This window comes from Streptomyces sp. NPDC047917, from assembly GCF_043204345.1.
Classification (GTDB): domain Bacteria; phylum Actinomycetota; class Actinomycetes; order Streptomycetales; family Streptomycetaceae; genus Streptomyces; species Streptomyces sanglieri.
In genome coordinates this window covers 16,351-40,819 of the sequence record NZ_JBIDCA010000001.1, presented here as the reverse complement: position 1 = coordinate 40,819, position 24,469 = coordinate 16,351, and the positions used below count along the sequence as shown (strand labels likewise).

General features: G+C 71.3%; 17 protein-coding genes, 5 tRNA genes and 1 riboswitch. Of the genes, 13 read left to right on the top strand and 9 right to left on the bottom strand.

Annotated elements, in window-relative coordinates:
• Window positions 1–26 precede the first annotated feature (26 nt).
• The 3 genes from ACGF8B_RS00150 to ACGF8B_RS00140 form a co-directional block, all read right to left on the bottom strand.
• Window positions 27–103 (bottom strand) — tRNA-Phe (locus ACGF8B_RS00150).
• Window positions 104–125: 22 nt separating this feature from the next.
• Window positions 126–200 (bottom strand) — tRNA-Asp (locus tag ACGF8B_RS00145).
• Window positions 201–236: 36 nt separating this feature from the next.
• Window positions 237–309, bottom strand: a tRNA-Glu gene (locus tag ACGF8B_RS00140).
• 252 nt (window positions 310–561) lie between these two features.
• On the opposite strand from ACGF8B_RS00140, the gene ACGF8B_RS00135 reads away from it, so the two are divergent.
• The 7 genes from ACGF8B_RS00135 (at window position 562) to ACGF8B_RS00105 (ending at window position 9,247) form a co-directional block, all read left to right on the top strand.
• Window positions 562–912, top strand: coding sequence for a metallopeptidase family protein (locus ACGF8B_RS00135; protein WP_392733344.1), 351 nt, complete (start codon window positions 562–564; stop codon window positions 910–912).
• A gap of 178 nt (window positions 913–1,090) precedes the next feature.
• Complete coding sequence (locus ACGF8B_RS00130) at window positions 1,091–1,678, top strand: hypothetical protein (protein ID WP_392733342.1); 588 nt, start codon at window positions 1,091–1,093, stop codon at window positions 1,676–1,678.
• A gap of 240 nt (window positions 1,679–1,918) precedes the next feature.
• Window positions 1,919–4,099, top strand: a complete 2,181-nt coding sequence (locus ACGF8B_RS00125; RefSeq protein WP_392733340.1) for a DEAD/DEAH box helicase — start codon at window positions 1,919–1,921, stop codon at window positions 4,097–4,099.
• Window positions 4,100–4,317: 218 nt separating this feature from the next.
• Window positions 4,318–6,453 (top strand): FG-GAP-like repeat-containing protein, encoded by a 2,136-nt coding sequence (locus tag ACGF8B_RS00120; RefSeq protein ID WP_392733338.1) that lies wholly within the window; start codon window positions 4,318–4,320, stop codon window positions 6,451–6,453.
• Between the two features lie 220 nt (window positions 6,454–6,673).
• Entirely contained in the window at window positions 6,674–8,194 is a 1,521-nt protein-coding gene (locus ACGF8B_RS00115; RefSeq protein WP_392733336.1) for an amino acid permease, read from the top strand.
• Between the two features lie 91 nt (window positions 8,195–8,285).
• Window positions 8,286–8,358, top strand: a tRNA-Lys gene (locus ACGF8B_RS00110).
• A gap of 160 nt (window positions 8,359–8,518) precedes the next feature.
• On the top strand, window positions 8,519–9,247 hold the full coding sequence (locus tag ACGF8B_RS00105; RefSeq protein ID WP_392733334.1) for an SDR family oxidoreductase: 729 nt from the start codon (window positions 8,519–8,521) through the stop codon (window positions 9,245–9,247).
• Here the strand turns inward: ACGF8B_RS00105 and ACGF8B_RS00100 are convergent.
• Window positions 9,226–10,656: an FAD-binding oxidoreductase gene (locus tag ACGF8B_RS00100; RefSeq protein ID WP_392733332.1), complete on the bottom strand. Its 1,431-nt coding sequence runs from the start codon at window positions 10,654–10,656 to the stop codon at window positions 9,226–9,228. The genes ACGF8B_RS00105 and ACGF8B_RS00100 overlap by 22 nt on opposite strands.
• A gap of 210 nt (window positions 10,657–10,866) precedes the next feature.
• A complete protein-coding gene (locus tag ACGF8B_RS00095; RefSeq protein WP_392733330.1) occupies window positions 10,867–11,283 on the bottom strand; it encodes an SHOCT domain-containing protein in 417 nt (138 codons plus the stop codon).
• Between the two features lie 267 nt (window positions 11,284–11,550).
• Here ACGF8B_RS00095 and ACGF8B_RS00090 point away from each other — a divergent pair, with 267 nt between their 5' ends.
• The 6 genes from ACGF8B_RS00090 (at window position 11,551) to ACGF8B_RS00065 (ending at window position 17,492) form a co-directional block, all read left to right on the top strand.
• On the top strand, window positions 11,551–11,772 hold the full coding sequence (locus ACGF8B_RS00090; protein WP_392733328.1) for a hypothetical protein: 222 nt from the start codon (window positions 11,551–11,553) through the stop codon (window positions 11,770–11,772).
• Window positions 11,773–11,828: 56 nt separating this feature from the next.
• On the top strand, window positions 11,829–13,061 hold the full coding sequence (locus tag ACGF8B_RS00085; protein WP_392733326.1) for an SPFH domain-containing protein: 1,233 nt from the start codon (window positions 11,829–11,831) through the stop codon (window positions 13,059–13,061).
• A 164-nt stretch (window positions 13,062–13,225) separates the two neighbouring features.
• Window positions 13,226–13,299, top strand: a tRNA-Met gene (locus tag ACGF8B_RS00080).
• Window positions 13,300–13,600: 301 nt separating this feature from the next.
• Window positions 13,601–14,761, top strand: a complete 1,161-nt coding sequence (locus ACGF8B_RS00075; protein ID WP_392733324.1) for a PP2C family protein-serine/threonine phosphatase — start codon at window positions 13,601–13,603, stop codon at window positions 14,759–14,761.
• A gap of 238 nt (window positions 14,762–14,999) precedes the next feature.
• Window positions 15,000–15,152, top strand: a riboswitch (cyclic di-AMP (ydaO/yuaA leader).
• Between the two features lie 11 nt (window positions 15,153–15,163).
• Window positions 15,164–16,258 carry a M23 family metallopeptidase gene (locus ACGF8B_RS00070; RefSeq protein ID WP_392733322.1) on the top strand — a complete coding sequence of 365 codons (1,095 nt, stop codon included), beginning with the start codon at window positions 15,164–15,166 and terminating at the stop codon, window positions 16,256–16,258.
• A gap of 289 nt (window positions 16,259–16,547) precedes the next feature.
• Window positions 16,548–17,492, top strand: a complete 945-nt coding sequence (locus ACGF8B_RS00065; RefSeq protein ID WP_392733320.1) for an aldo/keto reductase — start codon at window positions 16,548–16,550, stop codon at window positions 17,490–17,492.
• Window positions 17,493–17,576: 84 nt separating this feature from the next.
• Here ACGF8B_RS00065 and ACGF8B_RS00060 read toward each other — a convergent pair whose 3' ends face one another.
• The 4 genes from ACGF8B_RS00060 to ACGF8B_RS00045 form a co-directional block, all read right to left on the bottom strand.
• Window positions 17,577–19,217: a PrsW family intramembrane metalloprotease gene (locus ACGF8B_RS00060; protein WP_392734408.1), complete on the bottom strand. Its 1,641-nt coding sequence runs from the start codon at window positions 19,215–19,217 to the stop codon at window positions 17,577–17,579.
• Window positions 19,218–19,484: 267 nt separating this feature from the next.
• A complete protein-coding gene (gene trmB / locus ACGF8B_RS00055) occupies window positions 19,485–20,405 on the bottom strand; it encodes a tRNA (guanosine(46)-N7)-methyltransferase TrmB (RefSeq protein ID WP_392734406.1) in 921 nt (306 codons plus the stop codon).
• A gap of 4 nt (window positions 20,406–20,409) precedes the next feature.
• Window positions 20,410–21,666 (bottom strand): L-2-hydroxyglutarate oxidase, encoded by a 1,257-nt coding sequence (gene lhgO / locus ACGF8B_RS00050; RefSeq protein ID WP_392733318.1) that lies wholly within the window; start codon window positions 21,664–21,666, stop codon window positions 20,410–20,412.
• 307 nt (window positions 21,667–21,973) lie between these two features.
• Window positions 21,974–23,695 carry a sporulation protein gene (locus ACGF8B_RS00045; RefSeq protein WP_392733316.1) on the bottom strand — a complete coding sequence of 574 codons (1,722 nt, stop codon included), beginning with the start codon at window positions 23,693–23,695 and terminating at the stop codon, window positions 21,974–21,976.
• Window positions 23,696–24,469 lie beyond the last annotated feature (774 nt).

The following is a 24,469-nucleotide window of genomic DNA, read 5'->3' as shown; positions in this document are numbered from 1 at the left end:
CCCGTCCGGTGGACGGGGCCTTCGGGTGGTGGCTGGGGCCGGGATCGAACCGGCGACCTATCGCTTTTCAGGCGATCGCTCGTACCAACTGAGCTACCCAGCCACGCAGCTCATAAGGGCTGCAGCGGTCCTGACGGGATTTGAACCCGCGGCCTCCACCTTGACAGGGTGGCGAGCACTCCAAACTGCTCCACAGGACCAAGCTTTGTGCGACTAAGTGTCGCACAGGTTGTGCGTGCCCCCAACGGGATTCGAACCCGTGCTACCGCCTTGAAAGGGCGGCGTCCTGGGCCACTAGACGATGAGGGCAGAACTGCTGTGCTGCTGCTTCCGCATCGCTCGCCCCGGAGGGAGGACGTGAGAAGCATGTGACTCCGCTTCCCCTCAAGAGGTTCCGCTTCTCCTTCAACCTCTTAGGGTTTCAGAACGGTCAAGCCCTGACCGGCGCCCTTGGGCACGTCGCAGACTGTACTACGGCGTTTCTGCGTGAGCCAAACCGAATAGGAGGAGGTACCTGTCGGGGTCAGGGCGCCGGGAGCGTCCGTACGGGACAATGGCCGGGTGCTGGAGATGACGCGCGAAGAGTTCGAAGAACTGGTCGCCGAGGCCCTGGACCGGATCCCGCCGGAGCTGACTCGGCTGATGGACAACGTCGCGGTGTTCGTCGAGGACGAGCCCGACCCGGGAGACCCGGAGCTGCTCGGGCTGTACGAGGGGACGCCGCTGACCGATCGCGGCGAGTGGTACGCGGGGGTGCTGCCGGACCGGATCACCATCTACCGCGGGCCGACCCTGCGGATGTGCGGGTCCCGCGAGGACGTGGTGGCGGAGACCGAGATCACGGTCGTCCACGAGATCGCCCACCACTTCGGCATCGACGACGCGAGGCTGCACGCGCTCGGCTACGGCTGAGGAAGACCCCGCGGGGGAGTGCGGACTCGCCGGGGAAGGCGTGCGGGTGGTGTGCGGGACGGGAGTGGGGCGTGTCCCCGGTGGGGCGAGGGGAGTTGGGCACGGAGCCGCGCTTCTTCCGTGACTCCCGCTCCCGCTTCGACGCCCGCCCCCTCTTCGTACCCCGGAGGTGCCTCCCGTGCGCCAGTTGTCCGTCCCTGTCCGATGGGCGGCCGTCATCGCCGCGACGGTCGCCACGTCCACCGGCTGCATGAGCATCGGCGACGACGGGGGGAAGGCGGCGCCGTCGCCGTCCCCCTCGCCCGAGCACGGGGGGAGCGCCGCCCGGCCGGACGGCGGCACGGTGGCGGGTACGGGCAGGGTCCGGACCGGTGGCGGGCGCGCCGAGGCGCACTCCGAGCGGGAGGCCGCCGAGTCGCCCGGTCCGAGCGGCTCCGCCGGGTCCTCGGCCGACCCCGGTGGCGTGCGTCCGGGCGGGGAGCAGGGAGAAGGGGGTGCGGCGCCGGGCCGGGGCGGTCCGGCGCCGGCGCCCTCCGCCTCCCGGCCGGAGCCAGGGGTGCCGGAGCAGCCCGCTTCCCCCGAGCCGTCCGGGCCGGCGACCCCCGAGCCGCCGGCTTCGCCCGAGCCCGAGCCGGAGCCCTCCGAGCCGTCGCCGCAGCCGTCCGCCTCACCGGCGGCGCAGCTCCGCAGCGAGGCGATGAGGGTGCCGGGGATGACGGATCCGCTGCGCACTCCCGAGGTATCGCCGCAGGTGGAGCCCGCCTAGTGGGGGAGTGGGGGAGAGTCGGTTTGCGCGATGTGGGGTGGAGTGCGTATGGTAGTAGATCGTTTGATCCCATTGCCCGGCGCCGAAACAGAAGCGCGCCGTGTGGCGCGTACTCTCCCTTGCCGTGGCTGGACCGCATTGAGGCGGTCGAAATTGCGAATCACGGAGTTACGGGCGCGTGCCGAGACTCCGGAAGGTTTCGCATTTCGCATGTCAATTTCCAGTTCTGACCGCACCGTCATGCCCGAGAGCATCGAGAACGACGAGCTCGTCGAGGCCGCGGAGACCGTGGTCGCCGAGTCCGCCGGTTCCATCGAGGCGGACGCCCCCCTGGCCGAGCAGGCCGACACCGACTCCGCCGAGGCCGAGGCCGACGCGGACGCCGAGCCGACCATCACCTTCGCCGACCTGGGCCTGCCCGAGGGCATCGTCCGCAAGCTCGCGCAGAACGGTGTGACGGCACCCTTCCCGATCCAGGCCGCGACCATCCCGGACGCCCTGGCCGGCAAGGACATCCTGGGCCGCGGCCGCACCGGCTCCGGCAAGACCCTCTCCTTCGGTCTGCCGACCCTGGCCACGCTGGCCGGCGGCCACACCGAGAAGAAGAAGCCCCGCGCGGTCATCCTGACCCCGACCCGTGAGCTCGCGATGCAGGTCGCGGACGCGCTTCAGCCGTACGGCGATGTGCTCGGCCTGAAGATGAAGGTCGTCTGCGGCGGTACGTCGATGGGCAACCAGATCTACGCGCTGGAGCGCGGTGTCGACATCCTCGTCGCCACCCCGGGCCGGCTGCGCGACATCATCAACCGGGGCGCCTGCTCCCTGGAGAACGTCCAGGTCGCCGTCCTCGACGAGGCCGACCAGATGTCCGACCTGGGCTTCCTGCCCGAGGTCACCGAGCTGCTCGACCAGGTTCCGGTCGGCGGCCAGCGCATGCTCTTCTCCGCCACGATGGAGAACGAGATCGGCACGCTGGTCAAGCGCTACCTGGACAACCCGGTGAGCCACGAGGTCGACAGCGCCCAGGGCAACGTCACGACCATGACGCACCACGTCCTCGTCGTGAAGCCGAAGGACAAGGCGCCGGTCACCTCCGCCATCGCCGCCCGCAAGGGCCGCACCATCATCTTCGTCCGCACCCAGCTGGGCGCCGACCGCATCGCCGAGCAGCTCGTCGAGGCGGGCGTCAAGGCGGACGCGCTGCACGGCGGCATGACGCAGGGTGCCCGCACCCGGGTGCTCGCCGACTTCAAGGACGGCTACGTCAACGCGCTGGTCGCGACCGACGTCGCCGCCCGCGGCATCCACGTGGACGGCATCGACCTGGTGCTGAACGTGGACCCGGCCGGTGACCACAAGGACTACCTGCACCGCTCGGGCCGTACCGCCCGGGCCGGCAAGTCCGGTGTCGTCGTCTCGCTGGCGCTGCCGCACCAGCGCCGTCAGATCTTCCGCCTGATGGAGGACGCGGGCGTCGACGCCTCGCGCCACATCGTCGGTGGCGCGGGCGCCTTCGACCCGGAGGTCGCCGAGATCACCGGTGCCCGTTCGCTGACCGAGGTCCAGGCCGACTCCGCGAACAACGCCGCCAAGCAGGCCGAGCGCGAGGTCGCCGACCTGACCAAGCAGCTGGAGCGCGTCCAGCGCCGCGCCGGTGAGCTGCGCGAGGAGGCCGACCGCCTCGTCGCCCGTGCCGCCCGCGAGCGGGGCGACGACCCCGAGGCCGCGGTGGCCGAGGTGGCCGCCGAGGCGGAGGCCGCGATCGAGGCCGCCGTCTCCGTGCCGGAGCAGCCCGCCGCCCGTGACGACCGTCGCGACGACCGCGGCAACTTCGACCGCCGGGACAACCGCGGCGGCGACCGCGGTGGTTACCGCGGTGGCAACGACCGCCGGGACGACCGCGGTGGTGACCGCGGTGGTTTCCAGCGTCGTGACGACCGTTCGTCGGGTGGCTTCCGCCGTGACAACGACCGCCCGTCGTTCAACCGTGACCGCCGGGACGACCGCGGTGGTGACCGCGGTGGCTTCCAGCGTCGCGACGACCGTCCGTCCGGTGGCTTCCGCCGCGACAACGACCGCCCGTCGTTCAACCGTGACCGCCGGGACGACCGTCCCTCGGGCGGCTTCCGGTCCAACGACCGCCGGGACGACCGCGGTGGCCGCTCCTTCGACCGTCGCGACAACGACCGCCCGTCGTTCAACCGTGACCGTCGTGACGACCGTCCCTCCGGTGGCTTCCGCTCCGGTGGCAGCGACCGTCCGTTCAACCGTGACCGTCGTGACGACCGTCCCTCGGGCGGCTTCCGCTCCGGTGGCGGCGACCGTCCGACCGGGCGCCGCGACGACCACCGGGGCACCGGCACCAACACCGGTTCCTTCGGCCGCCGTGACGACAAGCCGCGCTGGAAGCGCAACGGCTGAACACCGTGAGGACCTGCTGAAGGTCCGCTGAACGGTCTGCGGAAAGCGGGCCCGCTCTTCACGAGCGGGCCCGCTTTTCTTTTCACTTCCCCCACATGAGCAACCGCTGCTAACATCCGGCGACTTGCACAGGGGCGGGCCGGGGGGCTTTGCGGAAGGTCGCTGTCGATCACCTGTGCCTTCTTGCCCTTCGGGCATTCCGGGGAGGACTGACCCTCTTGGCTCGCCTTGCTTCTCCACACGGTCGTGGCGCCCGGCGCCGGATCGCCGCGCTGGCCGCTCTCACCGTGGTCGCGACCGGTCTCGGCACGGTGCCGGGCGCCGTCGCCGCGGATGCGCCGGCACCCGTCGCGACGAACGGTGTCTGGGGCATCGACTTCGCCGGCGGAGTGCTGAACACGGTGGAGATCGCCCCGAGCGGCCCGCAGTTCGTGTTCGCCCGGCAGGTCTCCCCGGGCGGGGCGACGGTGGGCGCTCCCACCTCGATGGGATACGCGGGCACGTACGCGACCGGTGGGCATGCGAAGCGGGTGCCGTGCGACGCCGGTGAGTGCGTACCGCTGCGCGCCACCGGAAACGGCCATGTGGGCCGCTTCTTCGTCGACAACGGCCAGGAACGCGCCGAGATGTGGCTGACGGGGAACACGCTCAACGGCTTCGACGAACCCGCTGTGACCGGGGGCCGGTTCGTGGACACGACCGGACGCTATTTCGTCTACGAGGCGGCGTCGACCGGCAAGCAGTACATCGACGACGTCGGGATCCGCAGGTCGGACGTGCGGACGACGCGGTCCATCACCGCCGCCTCGGTATGGGGATCGGCGCTGTGGACGGCGGCCTCCACCGCCGGAGTGGTCACCGCGACCGACCTCGAACAGAAGAAGGTCGTCCAGACCGTCGCCACCGGCGCCCCGTGCGTGATCAAGGAACTCCAGACCGTCGGCCGCTGGATCTACTGGAACTGCGGACCGGGCGGTGCCGCCGGGGTCTACGACCGTACGGCGAAGAAGAGCGTCACCGTGCCGTCCGGCGCCGCGCTCGTCGGCGACGGCTACCTCGTCCGGCACGACCGCACCGCCGGGAAACTGCTGCTCACCGACTTCCACACGGGGACGGCCGCACCGCCCCGGGAGATCGCGGACCTGCCCGCGGGCAGCACCGTCGACCAGCGCCGACTGACCTGGGCCGTGGACAAGTTCGGCGGCGACATCGCGTACGTCGGACCGGACAAGGCGATCCGCATCGTGCCCAGCGGGGTGCCCGCGCAGCCGCTCGCGAAGATCGAGTCGGACCTCAACGCCGGGTACATCGACCTCAAGAGCATCTACGGCGCCCAGAACTGGGAGAGCACCTGGCAGCTCAACGCGCCCGCCACCTGGACCTTCGTGGTCAAGGACATCCGCGGCCGGGCGATCCGTACCCTCTCCGGCGGTCCCGGCGCCGAGGTCGCGGTCGACTGGGACGGCAGAACGGACACCGGCAGCCCCGCCGCCAACGAGATCCACACCTGGACGCTGACCGCCAGGGCCGTCAAGGGCGGCGGCACGTACACCACCAGTGGGAAGATCGAGGTCTCCGGTGGCGTCCAGGGCCATCACGACCAGGGCGGCTACGACTTCGGCGAGCTGGTCACGCTCAACTCCGTCGGCGAGCTGACGCTGCACTACACCGAGGGCAGGGGCAAGCTCGACTGGAAGCGCTCCGGCGCCGGCTGGCCCAAGGGCACGGTCGCGGTCCCGTTCGGGGACATGGGCAGCGACCGGTGCGCCGAGATGCTCGTACGGATGCCGAACGGGGAACTGCGCCGGTACGCCGGCAGGTGCGGCTCCCCGTACACGCCGAACAGCAGCCACACCTCCCTGGGCACCGGGTGGAACGCGTACAACGTCCTTACCGTGCCCGGCGATCTGACCGGTGACGGCCGCCCCGACCTGCTCGCGCGCAAGGCGTCGACCGGTGATGTCCTCCTCTTCGCCAACGACGGCCACGGCAAACTGAAGGCCGGGGTGAAGATCCGTTCGTCCTGGACCGGTTACACGAAGGTCGTGGGCGCCGGTGACCTCAACGGTGACGGGTACGGCGACGTGCTGGCGCACCACAAGGACGGCACGCTCTACCGCTACGACGGCACCGCGAGCGGAAAGCTGAAGGAGCGGGTGAAGGTCTTCGCCGCGTGGGGCACCTCGTACAACACCATCGTGGGGGTCGGTGACATCACCGGCGACGGGAAGGCCGACCTCGTCGAGCGGGACCGCTGGGGCAACCTCTTCCGCAACAACGGCAACGGCAAGGGGTCGTTCGGCTCCCGTACGAAGATCGCCACCGGCTGGCAGGGCTACAAGGGGGTCTTCTGATGCGTGCGGCTCTCCCGGCGCGGGCACTCGCACTGTCCAGGACCAGGACCAGGACCCTGGCCACGCCCGACCGCCACGCTCGTGGGCGGGGCTACACGGAGATCACCTGAGCGACGCCGGGGTACGAGGGGCCACGCGCTCCCTCGTACCCCGGCACGTTTTCCCAGTCGTGACCCGGACGGCCGCATGCGTGCCCCGGCACACGGGAATCGCTGGGTGCATGACAACCGACACAGGCGAGGACCGACCACCACCGGGCGTCTCCGACGAGGAGCGCCTCGCACAGCTCGGGTACACGCAGACGCTGGCCCGGCGCATGTCGGCGTTCTCCAACTACGCCGTCTCGTTCACGATCATCTCGGTGCTCTCCGGCTGCCTCACGCTCTACCTCTTCGGCATGAACACCGGCGGCCCCGCCGTCATCACCTGGGGCTGGGTCGGCGTCGGCCTGATGACGCTGTTCGTCGGTCTGGCGATGGCCGAGATCTGTTCGGCGTACCCGACCTCCGCCGGGCTCTACTTCTGGGCCCACCGGCTGGCCCCGCCGCGCTCGGCCGCCGCCTGGGCCTGGTTCACGGGCTGGTTCAACGTGCTGGGGCAGGTCGCCGTCACCGCCGGGATCGACTTCGGGGCGGCGTCCTTCCTGGGCGCGTACCTGAACCTCCAGTTCGGCTTCGAAGTCACCCCCACCCGCACGATCCTGCTGTTCGCCGCGATCCTGCTGCTGCACGGTCTGCTCAACACCTTCGGGGTGCGGATCGTCGCGCTGCTGAACAGCGTGAGCGTCTGGTGGCACGTCATCGGCGTCGCCGTCATCGTCGGCGCCCTGACCTTCGTGCCGGACTCGCACCGGTCGGCGTCGTTCGTCTTCACCGAGTTCGTCAACAACACGGGCTGGGACAGCGGCTTCTACGTCGTGATGATCGGGCTGCTGATGGCGCAGTACACCTTCACCGGCTACGACGCCTCCGCCCACATGACGGAGGAGACCCACGACGCGGCGACGGCCGGTCCGAAGGGCATCGTCCAGTCGATCTGGACCTCCTGGATAGCGGGCTTCGTCCTGCTCCTCGGCTTCACCTTCGCCATCCAGTCGTACGACGGAGCGCTGAACTCACCGACCGGCGCCCCGCCCGCCCAGATCCTCCTGGACGCCCTCGGCGCCACCACCGGCAAGCTCCTGCTGCTGATCGTGATCGGCGCCCAGCTCTTCTGCGGCATGGCGTCGGTGACCGCCAACAGCCGCATGATCTACGCCTTCTCGCGCGACGGGGCCCTGCCCTTCTCCCGCGTCTGGCACACGGTCAGCCCCCGCACCCGCACCCCCGTCGCCGCGGTCTGGCTCGCCGCGGCCGGCGCCCTCGTCCTGGGACTCCCGTACCTGATCAACGTCACGGCGTACGCGGCGGTGACCTCGATCGCGGTGATCGGCCTCTACATCGCCTACGTCATCCCCACGCTGCTCCGCCTGCTCCGTGGCGACGACTTCACCCCGGGCCCCTGGCAGCTGGGCCGCTGGTCACGCCCGATCGGCATCGTGGCGGTGGCCTGGGTCGTGATCATCACGGTGCTCTTCATGCTGCCGCAGCTCTCGCCGGTCACCTGGGAGACGTTCAACTACGCGCCCGTCGCGGTGCTGGTGGTCCTGGGCTTCGCGGCGACCTGGTGGCTGGCATCGGCGAGGCACTGGTTCCTCAAACCGGATCACAAGCGCACGATCACCCCGGACGAACCCCTCTGACCCCCCGGGATCCCACCGTGACGGGGCCCGGTAACCGATACCCGATCGGCGGCCGGGCCCCGGCGGGCTATGCTCGGGGGTGATTCACCGGGGGCCGTTAGCTCAATTGGCAGAGCAGCGGACTTTTAATCCGTTGGTTGTGGGTTCGAGTCCCACACGGCCTACCGCCCGCAGCGAGGGAAAACCCCTCTGAGCTGCCATTCGGCGCCTCGATCGGTCTCATCCGGTCGGGGCGCCGTTTCTTGTCGTGCCCACATGACCGCCCGTGTGTCATATTGCGCACAAAGCGCCGCATCACGGACGAAGAACCGCGAAGGGTACGTCATGAAATTCGCAGTCATCGGCGGTACCGGGCTGATCGGGTCGCAGGTCGTCAAGAAGCTGAACGCCGCCGGGCACGAGGCGGTACCGCACTCGCAGTCCACCGGAGTCGACGTCATCAGCGGCCAGGGGCTGGACGAGGCGGTGGCGGGGGCCGATGTCGTCGTCAACCTGACGAACTCCCCGACCTTCGACGAAGCCTCCCCGGCCTTCTTCCAGGCCTCGATGGACAACCTTCTGGCCGCGGCCGGCAAGGGCGGCGCCGGCCACTTCGTCATCCTCTCGATCGTCGGCACGGACCGGGTCCCGGAGCTGGACTACTACCGGGCCAAGACGCTTCAGGAGAACATCCTCGCGGCCGGGCCGATCCCCTACTCGATCGTCCGGGCGACGCAGTTCATGGAGTTCATCGACGCCGTCCTGTCCTGGACCACCGACGGCGACACCGTCCGGCTGCCCGCCACGCCGATCCAGCCGATCGCCGCCGGGGACGTGGCCGACGCGGTGGCGGAGGTCGCCGCGGGCGCCCCGCTGAACGGCATCCGCAACATCGGCGGCCCCGAGGTCTTCGACCTGGACGAGCTGGGCCGGATCACCCTGTCCCGCAAGGGCGACGACCGTACCGTCGTCACCGACCCCACCGCCGGCATGTTCGCCGCCGTCAAGGGTGACGTCCTCACCGACATGACCGCCCACCTCGCCCCCACCCACTACGCCGACTGGCTCTCCTGACCCGCTCCCACTGCCTCGGGCCGGGCCGCCGGCTCGATGTTCTGGTTGGCGTGGAAGAAGTTGTGCGGGTCGTAGGAGTGCTTGACGGCGGCCAGGCGGGCGTAGTGGTCGCGGTAGGTGGCGCGTACGCGGTCGGGGGTTTCGCCCGCGCCGATGAAGTTCACGTAGGTGCCGCCCATGGAGTGCGGGTGCAGTTCGTCCCAGTAGTCGACGCACCACTGCCTGAGCTCCGCGGCGTTGTCCGGGTCCGGGTCGATGCCCGCGATGACGCCGGACCAGACCGCGTCGCGGTAGGCCCAGGCCGTGTCGTCGGGGCCGGGCCGGTGGGCGGCCGCGTCGATCGGGTACAGGTGGGCGGTCGACAGCGGGGTGGGGAGGTGCTCGGCGTACTTGGCGTGTACGGCGATGGCGTTGTCGGTGATCCGGTCGAAGAAGTTGCCGCGCCAGTACCACTGCAGACCGGTGGGGAGCAGTTCGTCGAACATGGACTGCAGGGCGGTGTAGGGCATCGGGGCCGTGAAGTGGAAGGCGGGCGGCCCGGCGTCCCCGACGGGCTTGAGGATGGTTCCGAGAAGTTCGGGGTCGCCGGTCCAGCACCACACCACGCCGCACACCTTCTGGCCGTGGATCTCCTCCGGGAACGGCGGACCGGGCGGCACGGTGAGCGCGGCGAAGAAGCCGTTGAGGTCCTCGGGGGCCTGCGGCAGGAAGTCGCGGTACCAGCGCAGCACGTCGGGTATCCGGTCGACCGGCCAGACCGTGACGGCGACTCCCACCGTGTCCACCGGGTGCAGCCGGAGGGTGAAGGAGGTGACGACGCCGAAGTTCCCGCCGCCGCCGCGCAGCGCCCAGAACAGGTCGGGGTGGGTGGTGGCGTTCGCCGTCACCGAGGTGCCGTCGGCCAGGACCACGTCCGCGGCCAGCAGGTTGTCGATCGTCAGGCCGTATCTGCGGGTGAGGTGGCCGTGGCCGCCGCCCAGGGTGAGGCCGCCGATGCCGGTGGACGAGAGGATGCCGGTGGGGGTGGCCAGCCCGAACGCGTGGGCGGCGTGGTCGAGGTCGCCGAGCGTGGTGCCGCCGCCGACCGTCGCCGTCCGCGCGGCGGGGTCGATGTGCGCCCAGCGCATGGGTGAGAGATCGATCGTCACGCCGTCGTCCACCAGGCACAGGCCCGCACCGCTGTGCCCGCCGCCGCGGACCGCGAGGGTGAGCCCCGCGTCCCGGACGAGGCCGACCGCGGCCATCACGTCCGCCGCGTCGCCGCACCGCACCACCGCCGCCGGGTGCCGGTCGATCATGGCGTTGTAGATCGTGCGGGCCCGCCGGTACTCCGGGTCCTGCGGGCCGATGACGGGACCGCGCAGCGTGGTCCGCATCGTGTCCAGGGTCGCGGACGTGGTGCTGTCCATGGCGGGCCATCTCCTCGTACGCCGAGACGGGGACCGCACCCCGCTGGGCCCGCCGTGACTCCGGCGCCCCGAGAACCGCGGGCGGCGACGGTCACCGTGGCTGATGCCTCAAGCCTCCTCGCGGTCCTGGCGCCCCGCCAGTCCGCCGGATCGCCCGGAGGGAGACATGCACGCCGTGCCGGAGGCGGGCGGGAGCGGGCGGCGGCGACGTCAGACGAGGAGCCTGGTCTTCGCCCGCTGGTACTCCTCGTCCGTGATGGCGCCCCGGTCCCTCAGCTCGGCGAGCTTCGCCAGGTCGTCGACATGGCTCCCCTTCTTCATGGCGTCGCCGCCCGCGTCGGAGGTGCCGGCGGCCTCCCGTACGTACGCCTTGAAGGCCGCGTCGCGGTCCTGGGCTTCCTTGATGTCCCGTTTGCTCATGGACTTGCCGCGGACGATCACGTACACCAGGACGCCGAGATACGGCAGCACCAGCGTGAGGATCAGCCAGCCGGCCTTGCCCCAGCCACTGAGGTCGTGGCTGCGGAAGATGTCCGTGATGACCTTGAACAGCAGGAACAGCCACATGATCCAGAGGAAGAACCAGAGCATGGTCCAGAAGAGGTCGAGCAAGGAGTAGTCGTCCACGGTTCACTCCCCGATCAGCGCGAGTTCATCGCGTCGGCAGGACAGAAGGTAAAACAGTCATATCACCGCAAATCTTCACCCGCTCGTTGATCGCAGGGCGCCCGCAGGCACTGCTGCGCCGGGGCGGGTGCGGAGTACCGTGGAGTTGTCGAGGGGAGGCTCCGGCCTCCAGGAGGCGGGGTCGCCTCGTGTCCATGAAGCGGTGCGGGACACCGTGCGGTGAGCGGCGTGAGCAGGCGTACGCAGGGACGCTCACGAGGGCGACGCATGCACCGGGCAGATGAGTCCGCCCGGAGCCCGGTCGGGGCGGTCGGCCGTGTCACCGTGCCGATTCCGTCCGACGGGCCGGGCGAGGTACTGGTGGCGGTGCGGGGCGGGTCCGAGGCCTACACCGCCTGGGCGGCGACGTCGATCGACAGGGACGCGCGCGTCGTTGTCGTCGACACGGTCTCGGCGCGCGGCGTGATCGTGGAACGCCTGCCGTCCTGAGCGGCCGAGCAGCCGCTCACTCGACGGAAGCAGTGTCGTACGGCAGGAGTCTTCCCATGTTCTTCTGGCACGTTCCCGCCCCCAACGAGGCGATGCTCATCTCCGGTTCCAAGGGACAGACGCTGGACACCCAGTTCCGGATCGTCACCGGGCACGGCAGTTTCGTGCTCCCGGTGAAGCAGAAGGCGCGCATGCTCTCCCTGGCGCTGCGCGAGGCGGAGATCACCGAGGACTGCGTGACGCAGCAGGGCATCCGCCTCAACGTCCGGGCCGTGGCCGTCTTCAAGGTCGGTGACGACGCCGTGTCCATCGCCAACGCGGCCCGCCGCTTCCTGACCGAGCAGGAACAGATGGAGGAGCTCGTCGGGCGGATCTTCGCCGGGCATCTGCGTTCCATCGTCGGCGGACTGACCGTGGAGCAGATCATCCGCGAGCGCAACCGGGTCTCCCAGGAGGTCATCGCGGGCAGCCACGGCGAGATGGAGAAGCTCGGCATCGTCGTGGACGCCCTCCAGATCCAGGAGATCGACGACGCCACCGGCTACATCAAGAACCTCGCGGCCCCACACGCCGCCGCGGTCGCCAGCCAGGCCCGGATCGCCGAGGCCAAGGCGGACCAGGAGGCCAGCCAGCGCGAGCAGCAGGCCGCCGCGCTCAAGGCGGAGTACGAACGCGACACCGCGATCAAGCGGGCCGGCTTCCTCGCCGAGACCGAGCAGTACAACGCCCGCGCCGCGCAGGCCGGGCCGCTCGCCCAGGCCCGGGCCTCGCACGAGGTCATCGAGGAGCAGACCGCGCTCGCCGAGCGGCAGGCCGCGCTCGCCGCCCAGCGGCTGGAGGCGGAGGTCCGGCGCCCGGCGGACGCCGAGGCGTACCGGCAGCGCACCCTGGCGGAGGCGGCCCGCGACCGGGTCAAGTTCGAGGCCGACGGCGGCGCGTACACCGAGCGGGCCCTCGCCCAGGCGCAGGCCGACGCCAACAGCGTGCGTGCCGCGTCGCTGCGCGACGGCAACCAGGAGCTCATCGCCGCCAACCGCATCGTGGAGAACCTGCCCGCGCTGGCCGACGCGGCCGCCCGGGGCATGTCCGGCGCCGACCTCACCGTCCTCAACGGCACCAACGGTGTCAACGAGATGGCGGCGGGCGTCGTCAGCCAGGGGCTGGCGATCCTCCACTCGCTGCAACGCGGTGCCAACCCGGTGAAGCAGCCGGCCGTCCATGGCAAGGCCGATTCCGTGCCCCGTATCTCCGAGACGAACCAGTCCTCGAACCAGTCCGCGAATCAGTGACGCTCGAACCAGTCCGCGAATCAGTGACGCTCGAACCGGTCCTCGAACCAGTGACGAACCGGTTCTCGAACCGGTCCTGACGCGGTTCGGTGAGGGGGGTTGAGGGCTGGTGAACCCGAGTGGTCAAAAGGGCGCCGGGGATGGCGTAGAGTTGTGTTCACCGACGCGGGGTGGAGCAGCTCGGTAGCTCGCTGGGCTCATAACCCAGAGGTCGCAGGTTCAAATCCTGTCCCCGCTACTGAAGAATTCAGGCCCGGCACGCACACAGCGTGCCGGGCCTGAATTCGTTTCGCCGTGTGGCGGGCGAGCCATGGCGCACCTGTCCCCCAGCCCTTGGGCCTCCCCTCGCGTGTTTCCTGTGCTCCTCCGGATCCTCTGCTCCTCCGGATCCTCTGCGTCTCCGTGTCTCCGTGTCCTCCGCGTCCCCCGTGTCCCTCCATTGGCCGACGAGGAGTCGCCGCTTCGTTCCGGTCCGGTGAGCCTGGGGGTGGGGCGCGGTACCGTCCGCAGCCGCGCGCGTACCGGGCAGGAGACCACAGGTGTGGAAGCGGGAGAAGCGGCGCGGCAAGCATGCCGGGAGCGGTGCCCGCACCCGGCGGTTCGTACGTGCGCTCCCTCCCCTGATGATCCTCGGCGGGCTGCTGTTCGACATCCTCACCCCGCCCACCTTCACCGCCATCCCGCTGTTCGTGGCCGCTCCGCTGATCGCCGCCCCCTTCTTCTCGCTGGCCAGCACCATTCGTACGGGTATCGCCTCGATGCTGGCCGTCATCGTGCTGCGCCTGTACAGCAGCACGCTGCCCGAGGCCGTGCCGCTGATCGAACTGCTGACCCTGGCCACCGTCTCGGTCCTCGCGGTCGTGATCAACGGGGTCGTACGGCGCGGCAACGAGCAGCTGGCCTCCGCGCGGTACATCGCGGAGACCGCCATGCGCGCGGTGCTGCCGCAGCCGGCCGACCGGACCGGCGGGCTGCAGGTCGCGGCGCGGTACGAGGCGGCGCAGGCGGACGAGTTCGTCGGCGGTGACCTGTTCGCCGTGTCGGACACCCCGTGGGGGGTACGGCTGGTGGTCGGGGACGTGCGGGGGAAGGGGCTCGACGCGGTGGAGACGGTGGCGGTGGTCATCGGGGCGTTCCGCGAGGCGGCCGAGCAGGAAGCCTCGCTGGAGGGGGTGGCGGGACGGCTGGAGCGGGCGCTGGCCCGGGAAGAGGCGCGGCGGGGCGGGCTCGACGTGCTCGAAGGGTTCATCACGGCCGTGCTGGCCGAGATTCCGACCGGGCTGTCCCGGGTGCGGATCGTCAACCGGGGGCACCCCGAGCCGATCCTGCTGCATCCGGACGGGGCGCTGGACGTGCTGAAGCCGTCGGTGCCCGCGCTGCCGCTCGGGATGGATCTGGGGGCGTGGCCGGAGTACACCGACGAGTGGGATCTGCCGGCCGGGACGACGCTGCTCCTCTACACGGACGGTCTCTCCGAGGCGCGGAACATCGAGGGGGTCTTCTACGATCCGGCGGCCCGGCTGCGCGGGCGGATCTTCCCGGGGCCCGAGGAGCTGCTCTCCGCCCTGACCGACGACGTACGGCTGCACACGGGCGGTGAGTCGACCGACGACATGGCGCTGCTCGCGGTCGCACGCCCGGCTGAGGGGCAGCCGGACCGGCGGAGGACCGTGCCGATCGTGGGTGCCGAGGAGGCGTGACGGGGCGATGCCACCGTGCGTAACCGAAAGGCGCCGCTCCGCATAACGTTTGACGCAATGTCAGAAACAGGGTAGTGGCTGAGGGTCGGTCAACTCGTCCGATTCCACCCGCTTGTGTCCCGTAAAGTCCAGGCCAAGGAAGTGAACGATCAGTTGGAACGGCTTGGAATACGGCCCCGGTGTCTATTAACGTTCGATAACGCAGCGCGGTCGTCCCAGCCGTCGTCAGTGGCGGCACCGCGCGCGAGCGCCGAATTCCGCAAGGGAACCGGGGAACCACCTACATGGGGTGAATCGGACACCTGTGTCTCGTGAGAGGCAGAGGGGCCCGTAGGAGACCTTCCTGCTCCGAACCCGTCAGCTAACCCGGTAGGCGAGAAGGAAGGAAAGGAGTGCGCCCCCGTGGCGTCCAACAAGCCTGCCCCCGAGGCCCCGTCCCGGTTCGATTCCGACTACGGCACCGAGCCCGGAGGCGACTTCACCGGCAATTTCACGGCTGAGTTCACCGCTGAGCCCGACCGTGGCTGGGACGAGTGGAACCCCACCGAGGAGTCCGTCCGCCCGGTGCGCGGCAGGCACCGCGTCGCCAAGCAGCGCAACGGCCTCGCCCGCAGCTCCACGGTGCTGGGTGTCGGCGTCATAGCGGCGGTCGGCGCGGGTGGCATGGCCACCGCGCAGAGCAAGCCGCCGGTCTCCATCTCCGTGCCCGACTCGATCAAGGACAACCTCCCCGACGCCAAGTCCCTTCCGGGCGTGGGCGCTTTGTTCTCCGACGAGTCCGAGGCCGACAAGACCGAGGTCGCGGCCGCGACCGCCCCGCTCACCACCGCGGGCATCACCACGGCCGAGGCCGAGCAGGGCACGACGGACGCGGGCGAGGCGCTCCGCGCCCGCATCCTCCAGCAGGCCGAGCAGCAGCAGGACGCCGCCGACGCCGAGGCCAAGGCGGCCGAGGAGAAGAAGGCCGCGGAGAAGGCGGCCGCCGAGGCCAAGAAGCAGCAGGACGAGGCCGAGGCCAAGGCCGCCGCCGAGAAGAAGAAGGCGGAAGAGGAGGCCAAGAAGAAGGCGGAGGCGCTGCGGCTGGCCAAGCTCGCCGCCAGCTACGCCATCCCGACCTCCTCGTACACGATCACCTCGACCTTCGGCGAGGCCGGCTCGATGTGGTCCTCCGGCTACCACACGGGCCTCGACTTCGCGGCCCCGACCGGCACCCCGATCAAGGCCATCCACAGCGGCACGGTCAAGTCGGCGGGCTGGTCCGGCGCGTACGGCTACCGCACGGTGCTCGAACTCGACGACGGTACCGAGCTGTGGTTCTGCCACCAGTCCTCGATCGGCGTCAGTGTCGGCCAGAAGGTCAGCACCGGCGAGACCATCGGCCGGGTCGGCGCGACCGGCAACGTGACGGGACCGCACCTCCACCTGGAGGTCCACACCGCCGGCGGCACGGGCATCGACCCGATGGCCTGGCTCCGCGGCAAGGGCCTCAACCCCTGATCCGACGCCCACTTCGCGGGCCGCTCGATCCCGGCCGGTCCGCCGGCCGATGAACCCCGGCAGTCCTGACGCTCACCCCCCGACGTCAGGGCTGCCGGTCTGTTCGTGGGTGGGACGGGGAAGTGGGGAGTCCCCGGAACTGCCGGTACCCGCAGTTCCCGGAACTGCCGGTACCCGGAAGGGGTGTCGCCGCAGCCGTGGTCCCGCCGGAACCGGGTCCGCTCGGAATACCGGGTGCCGGAATACGGGTGCCGGAATACCGGGTGCACCGGAACCCGTTGTTTCCCTTATGACTTCTCTTCGTAAGCTGGGCTCTTCCGACCTGCAGGTCTTCCCGCTCGCTCTCGGCGGCAACGTCTTCGGCTGGACCGCCGACGAGGCACAGTCGTTCGCCGTTCTGGACGCGTACGCCGCGGGCGGCGGCAACTTCGTCGATACCGCCGACGGGTACTCGGCCTGGATTCCGGGCAACGAGGGCGGCGAGTCCGAGACCGTCATCGGCAAGTGGCTCGCCGCACGCGGCAACCGCTCCGACATCGTCGTCGCGACGAAGGTCAGTACCCACCCCCGGTACAAGGGGCTCGCTCCCGCCAACATCAAGGCCGCGGCCGAGGAGTCGCTGCGCCGGCTCGGCACCGACCACATCGATCTGTACTACACGCACTTCGACGACGAGACCGTGCCGGTCGAGGACATCATCACCGCCCTGGACCAGCTGGTGAAGGAGGGCAAGGTCCGGGAGATCGCCGCCTCCAACATCGGTCCCGCGCGGCTCCGGGCCTCCCTGGACTTCTCGGAGCGCGAGGGCCTGGCCCGTTACGTCGCGCTTCAGCCGCACTACAACCTGGTTTCCCGCGACACCTACGAGGGCGAGCTCCAGGACACGGCGGCCCGTGCCGGGCTCGGCGTCGTGCCCTACTTCGCACTGGCCTCCGGCTTCCTCACCGGCAAGTACCGTCCGGGCTCCTCGGTGGAGAGCGCGCGGGCGGAGGGCGCCCGGAAGCACCTGGAGTCGGAGCGGGGACAGAAGGTCCTGGCCGCGCTGGACAAGGTCGCCAAGGAGCGCGACGCGGAGATCGCGACCGTCGCGCTGGCCTGGCTCGCATCCCGGCCGACCGTGGTCGCGCCGATCGCCTCGGCCCGTACGGTCGAGCAGCTGCCCGCGCTGCTGGCCGTCGCGGACCTCACGCTGACCGAGCAGGAGCTGGCCGAACTCACCGAGGCATCCGCCTGATCCTCCCGGCCGTCTGATCCTCCCTGCCGTCTGACCTGCCCGGCCCGCAGGGTCTGCCCGATCCGTCGATCCGTCGGGCAGGCCTCAGCGCGGGGGCTGCTGCGGCATCAGATAGGGGTTGTGCCCGGGGCCGGGAACGGAGCCGGGGCCGGCGGATGGGGCATGCGGGTGCGCCTGCGCCTGGGCGGGGCCACTGGGGTATGCGCCGTACCGCGTGGGCGGAGTGAACTGCTGGGCGTACGGGAGCGGCGGCGGGCGGTGGGGGCGCAGGAGTCCGGTCGCCTGTGCCGCGTACGTCAGGGCGGGGGCGGCCACCTCCCTGCGCTGCCACAGGTGGTGCAGCAGCTCCAGCTCGCGCTCGGCGAAGTCCGGTCCGGTCGTACCGCGGCGGGCCTGGAGGCGCAGCGCGGCCAGTGAGGTCGCGAACGATTCGTACTCGGCGACGGCGCGGGCGGCCGCCTTCCCGTGGGCCTCGGCGGCCTGCGCAGCGGCCTTCGCCTGCGCCGCCCGGGCAGAGGGGCCGGGCATGGCCCCGGGCATGGAGCCCGGCATCGTTCCCGGCGCCGTCCCCGGTATGGATCCGGGCGCCCAGCCGGGCCCGTACGGGGTGTACTGGCTCCCCCGGGCCGCGACGGCGTACTGGCGGCGGGCCGCGTCGCGGGCAAAGCCGCGGGCCCGCATCGAGGAGAGGGCGAGCGGTTCCGCCGGGCTCAGCCAGCCCGCCGCCGCATAGGCGGGCAGCTCGGCGGCGAGGGTGCGCAGCTCCCGCCGGCGCGACCAGATCACCAGCCAGGTCACCAGGCCGAAGACCGGGACCATGAACACCGCGTACACGGCGTAGAAGCCGTACGGGCTGAAGACAGCCGATCCGTTCCACAGCGAGTGCATGCCCATGGCAAGGACGAGCCCCAGCAGCGGCAGCACGATGCGGCGGATCCGTCGGCGCCGGGCGCAGGCCGCGGCGAGCCCGAAACCTATGCCGGTCAGCACCGTGAAGAGCGGGTGCGCGAACGGAGACATCACCGCCCGTACGAAGAACGTCGCGGCCGTCACCGATACGACGCCCGAGCTGCCGATCTGCTGGTCCTCACCGAAGGCGTTGCCGAGGTAGAGGATGTTCTCGGTGAAGGCGAAGCCGCTCGCGGTGACGCCGGCGATCACGACGCCGTCGACGATCCCGTTGAACTCCCGTCTCCGGAACAGGAAGATCAGCAGGACCGCGGCAGCCTTGGCGCTCTCCTCGACGACCGGGGCTATGACCGTGGCGCCGAGGGTGTCGGCGTTGGACGGGTCGGCGATGGTCGTGGCTATCCAGCGGGTCGCGAAGGAATTCGCCAGGATCGCGACCAGGGCCGCGGCGAACGCACCCCAGGCGAAGGCGAACAGCACATTGCGCCAGGGGCCCGGATCGGCCCGGTCCAGCCAGCGGAACGCCGCCAGCAGGAGCGGTACGGGCAGCACGGCGAGGCCGAGGCCGACGAGGAACCCCTGGGTGCCCGTCTGGTCACGGACCAGGGCCAGGATCGCCAGACCACAGATCGCGAGCACCGTGAACACCGCCACGACGCGGAACGTCCGGCTGCGCCACACCATGCCCACGCGGCGCGGCCGGTATCGCCAGTGCTTGCGCTCCGGCACGGCAGCCAGGATCTCGCCGACCCGCTGCTCCTCAAGGAGCGGGACGGCCGGCTGTGACTGCCGCTGCTGGACAGACCCGTCGGACACCACGCAATGACCCTAACCAGCAGCACTGACACCTGACCATGGGGCGCCCACCGGCACCTGGCGCGCAGACCCGACGCGCCCGCAGACACGGGCGGGGTCGATGCGCCCGCAGACACGCGCAGACCGATGCGCCCGCAGGCCCGGCCCAGCCCGGTGGCCCGGCCTACCGGCCCAACCCACCAGCCGAACCCACCAGCCGAACCCACCAGCCCAACCCACCGGCCCGGCCCACCGCCCCGGCACGCTCCGGGGCCGCAGGCCGGTCTCTCAGCTGCGGGCGAAGAGCAGGTCGTGCACGACGTGGCCCTTGTCCAGGCCCTGTCCCTCGAACCGGGTCAGCGGCCGGAACGCGGGCCGGGGCGCGTAGCCGCCGTCCGCCTGGGTGTTCTCGAAGAGGGGGTGCGCGCTCAGCACCTCCAGCATCTGCTCGGCGTACGGCTCCCAGTCGGTCGCGCAGTGGATCACCGCGCCCGGCTTCAGCCGCTGTGCCACCAGATCGAGGAACTCCGGCTGGATCAGCCGCCGCTTGTGATGGCGCTTCTTGGGCCACGGGTCGGGGAAGTACACCCGCAGCCCGTCCAGCGAGTCCGGCTTGAGCATCTCGCGCAGCAGGATGATCGCGTCGCCGTTGGCCACCCGGATGTTCGACAGGCCGTTGCGGTCCGCGAGGCCGAGCAGATTGCCCTGGCCGGGGGTGTGCACATCGACGGCGAGGATGCCCGTGCCCGGATCGTCGGCGGCCATCTGCGCGGTGGCCTCGCCCATCCCGAAGCCGATCTCCAGTACGGCCGGGAGCCCGTCGAACAGCTCGGGCAGGTCGAGGACGCGCTGTCCGTCGATGTCCAGGCCCCACTTCGGCCAGAGCCGCAGCAGGGCGTCCTCCTGGCCGGGCGTGACGCGGCTGCGGCGCGGCTGGAAGCTGCGGATCCGGCGCTCGTGGTGCGAGCCGGCCGGGTCGACGGCGGGCCCGCCCGGGAAGCGCGGCTCCTGGCGCAGCCTGCGCTGCCGCTCGAAGGCGGCGGCGCGCAGATCGTCCGGAATCCCCGCAGCGGACGTGATCCCGGCAGCGGACGGAGTCTCCGCAGCGGACGGAGTCCCGGTTGCGGACGGAATCCCGGCAGCGGGCGAGGAGGGGTGCTCGGAGGAGCTCTCGGGGAGGTCCCCGGAGAGGCTCTCGGAGGGGTTCATGGGCTCAGACACAATGCCCCGATTCTACGGCGGGCGGTCTCCACCCGGTCTCCCGTGCCCGGAGCAGCGCCCTGCGTGCCACCTCCCGCCCGATGGGCAGCGAGGCCGTCGCGGCGGGCGACGGCGCGTTCAGCACGTGGACGGTGTGCGGGGCCTCGCGGATGAGGAAATCGTCCACCAGGGTGCCGTCCCGCAGCACCGCCTGGGCCCTGACCCCGGCCGGGGCCGGTCTCAGGTCGGCCTCCGTCACCTCCGGCAGCAGCCGCCGTACGGCGTGGGCGAACGCGTGCTTCGACAGCGAGCGGTGCACCTCGCCCGCCCCGTACCGCCAGTGTCTGCGCGCTATCCGCCAGGTGCCGGGCCAGGCCAGGGTGTCCGCCAGTTCGCGCGGGCGCACGACCGGCCAGCCGTAGCCCTCGCGGGCCAGCGCGGGCACCGCGTTCGGACCGACGTGGACGCCGCCGTCGTGGCCCCGGGTCAGATGGACCCCGAGGAACGGAAACGCCGGATCGGGCACCGGATAGACCAGACCGCGCACCAGCTCCGGCCGCGCCAGCTCGTAGTACTCGCCCCGGAAGGGCACGATCCGCATGCCCGGGTCGTCGCCCGCGAGCCGGGCCACCCGGTCGCAGTACAGCCCCGCGCAGTTGACCAGGACCCGGGCCCGCACCACCGTGCCGTCCGCGGTGCGCACCGCCACGCCCCAGGGACGCCGGTCGATCGCGGTGACCTCCGCCCCGTAACGGATCACCCCGCCGGCCCCGCTCACCTCGGCGGCGAACCGGGCCGCGACCGCGCCGAAATCGCACACCCCGGTCGATCCGACCCGGATCGCGGCGAGGCCGCTCACCTGCGGCTCGTACTCCGCGATCTGGGCGGGCCCCAGCTCGCGCACCGGCAGTCCGTGCTGCCGGCCGCGCTGGACCAGGGCGTGCAGCCGGGGCAGCTCGGACCGCTCGGTCGCGACGATCAGCTTGCCGGTCACCGCGTGGGCGATGCCGTGCTCGGCGCAGAAGTCGACCATCTCGGCGGCGCCGCGCACCGCGTAGCGGGCCTTGAGCGAGCCGGGTCGGTAGTAGATGCCGCTGTGGATCACTCCGCTGTTGCGCCCGGTCTGGTGCCGGGCCGGGCCCCACTCCTTCTCCAGGACCGTCACCCGGGTGCCCGGAGCGGTGCGCGTGATCGCATACGCCGTCGACAGGCCGACGATCCCGCCGCCGATCACCAGCACATCGCAGTCGTACGCCGCGCGCGTCATCATCACGCCACCTCCCACCCCGATAGTGCACTGACCCACTGACAACGCACTCAAACCAGCGCGGCCCAGCGTGGCGCCGAATCTTTACGGCCCGTGGCACACCGGTGTCCACGCGGACACCGCCCGGACGCCGTGACGACACCGCGCGTATGCCTGCCGTCGCTGCCTGCTGCCGGCTGTCGCTGACGGCCGGCGCTGTCTGCCGGCGCCGTCCGCCCGCCCGCCGTAGTGCGCCGGTCGGTCCGCGTGGACCGACCGGGACGACCGTGACGACGGGGACGACCGTGACGACCGGGGACGACCGGGGCCGCTAGGCGGGAGCCACCAGGAGTGGCCGGGCCCGCTCGCGGAGCTCGGCGACGCGGGGCTCGTGACCGTACGGTTCGAGCCGGTGCAGCAGATCACGTACGTACTCGGTGGTCCGCGCCGAGGAGATGCGGCCCGCCACCTCCACCGCCCTGGTGCCCGCGGCGCAGGCCGCGTCCAGATTGCCCGACTCCAGCTCGGCCACCGCCGACACCACGAGCCGCAGCCCGTGCGAGCGGACGAATTCCTCGGTGGGCCTGGAGAGCGCCTGTTCGGTGAAGCGCCGCACCTGCCGGGGCGCCTTCAGATCGAGGTGGCACTCGGCGGCGTCGGCCGCGAACCTGTCGTACGAGTAGAAGCCCAGCCAGGACGGGTCCGCGTCGCCGTCCCTGGAGCGCTCCAGCCAGCCCTCGGCGGCCTTCAGCGCGGACCCCGCGGCGGCCGCGTCGTTCGCCTTGGCATGGGCACGCGCCTCCACCAGGCGGAAGAAGCTCATGGTGCGGGCCGTGGCGAGGCCCCGGTTGCGCTCCACGGCGGCCTGCGCGAGGTCGACCCCCTCGTCGGCGAAGCCGCGGTACGTCGCCTGGAGCGACATGGACGCGAGCACGTAGCCGCCGAGGGGGACGTCGGCCGCGGCCCGCGCGAGTCTCAGCGCCTGGATGTAGTAGCGCTGCGCGGCCTCCTGCTGGCCGGTGTCGAAGGCCATCCAGCCGGCGAGCCTGGTCAGTTCGGCCGCGGCGCCGAAGAGCGCCCGGCCCACCTCGTCGCTGTACGAACCGAGCAGCAGCGGTGCGGCATCGACCCGTAAACACTCGGGAACCATGGAGGAACGCCAGTCACCACCGCCGTACTTGGAGTCCCAGCGGCGGGCGTCCTGGGCCGCCTCGCGCAGCTTGGAGACATCGCTGTGGCCGACTCGCAGCGGGGAGATGTCGCTGGTGGTGGAGATCGCGGTGGGCGGGACGGCGGGGGGCACGGGTGCCGGTTCCGCCGCCGGGGCCGACGCGGGTGCCGGTGCCGCGCCCGGGCGGGGCTGGGCGGGGATGGCGGGTGCCTGTCGCGTCCCCAGCGCGCCCAGCGTGCCGAGCGCTGTCCGGGCCGCCCGGGCGTTCAGCGCGGCCGGGGCGCCGGGCGGCACCGCCGCCGTGCTCCTCGCCACCGTGCCCGGCGGGCTCTGCGCCCCTGCATCGCTCCGTGCGCCCCGTGCGCCGTGGGGGTCGAAGGCCGGGGCCCCGGCCGCTGCCGCCGCGTCTCGTTCCACCGTCGCGTCGGCGGGGGATATCAGCCAGCGGGACGCGGGCGTCGCGTACGCGCTCACCGAGAACGAGCCCGCGAGCGACTGCCAGATGCCGCCGCTGCCCGCCCGCCGCCCGGCCAGATCCAGCCGGTACAGCTCGGTCGCCGAGCGGACCGCCTCGCCCACGTCGCGCGGGAAGGCCAGCCCGACCTCCGGCGCCGGGTCGGCGTCCGCGAGCCCGATCTCGTGCAGCGGGACCGGCCGGCCGAGCTTGGCGCCGATCGCCGCGGCGATGAGATGGGGCGCGGCGCCCTGCGGCACCATGCCCTTGGAGACCCACCGGGCCACCGAGGTCTTGTCGTACCGAAGTGTCAGACCGCGCTGCGCCCCGAGGTCATTGACCCGCCGGGCGAGCCCGGCGTTGCTGATTCCCGCGAGGGCGAGAACGGTTCCGAGCTTCTCGTTCGGTCCGCGTTGCTCCCTGGACATGCGCCACCCCTCGACACACAGACGGCCGCCGCGTCACCGTTGCGGCGCGCGGCATTCGTACCGTGTCCTCCCCAGCGGCGAACCCCGGCACTCCGGCCGCACACGCATATGGCCGAGCCCCGAGGAATATGCCTCCTGCAGAGAACCTCAGTAAACCCAGCGTAGTTCGCCGCATCCCTACCGTTAAGGGGCAGACGTCCGTATGGCGGGATTGTTGTCCGTGCGGACGCGGGTGGTGGAACGGATGGGGTTCGGGTGTGGTCCGGGTACGGAGCGGGCGCGGGCCGGGAGTGGTCGGTACGGGGCCCGGAGGCGGTCCGGACGCCGGGTCCGCCGGGCCCGGACGGCTGCCCGACGGCGCACGGGAACGGCACGTGAGAGGCGTCGTCCGAGTGCGGCGCCGGCGTCGCGGGCCGGGCCGCGGACGTGCTCCCGGCGTGTGGCCGTGCGCCCGGCCGTGCGCTCTCGTCCGGCTGTTTCGGAAGCGTTTCCATGGGTGCTGCGTGGGTCGGCCCGCTGCACAGGACTCAGTGGGCTGGGGGGCACTGCCGCCTCATTCCCCGCAGGCGGCGGACCGGTCCGGGAGGTGAACGACACCTCCCGGACTGTGCGTCGGCGGCCCCGGTGGAGATCCTTCGCGGCTGCCGGAGGTGTCCTGGAGGCATTCGGGAAGATTCGGCGAATGAAGTGGGGCGAAAGGGGACTTCCGGTGCGGCGGGTGCCGCCCCGCAAGGTTCCGACCCGCTCTGAGAATGGCCGAATGTCGCTGGTCGC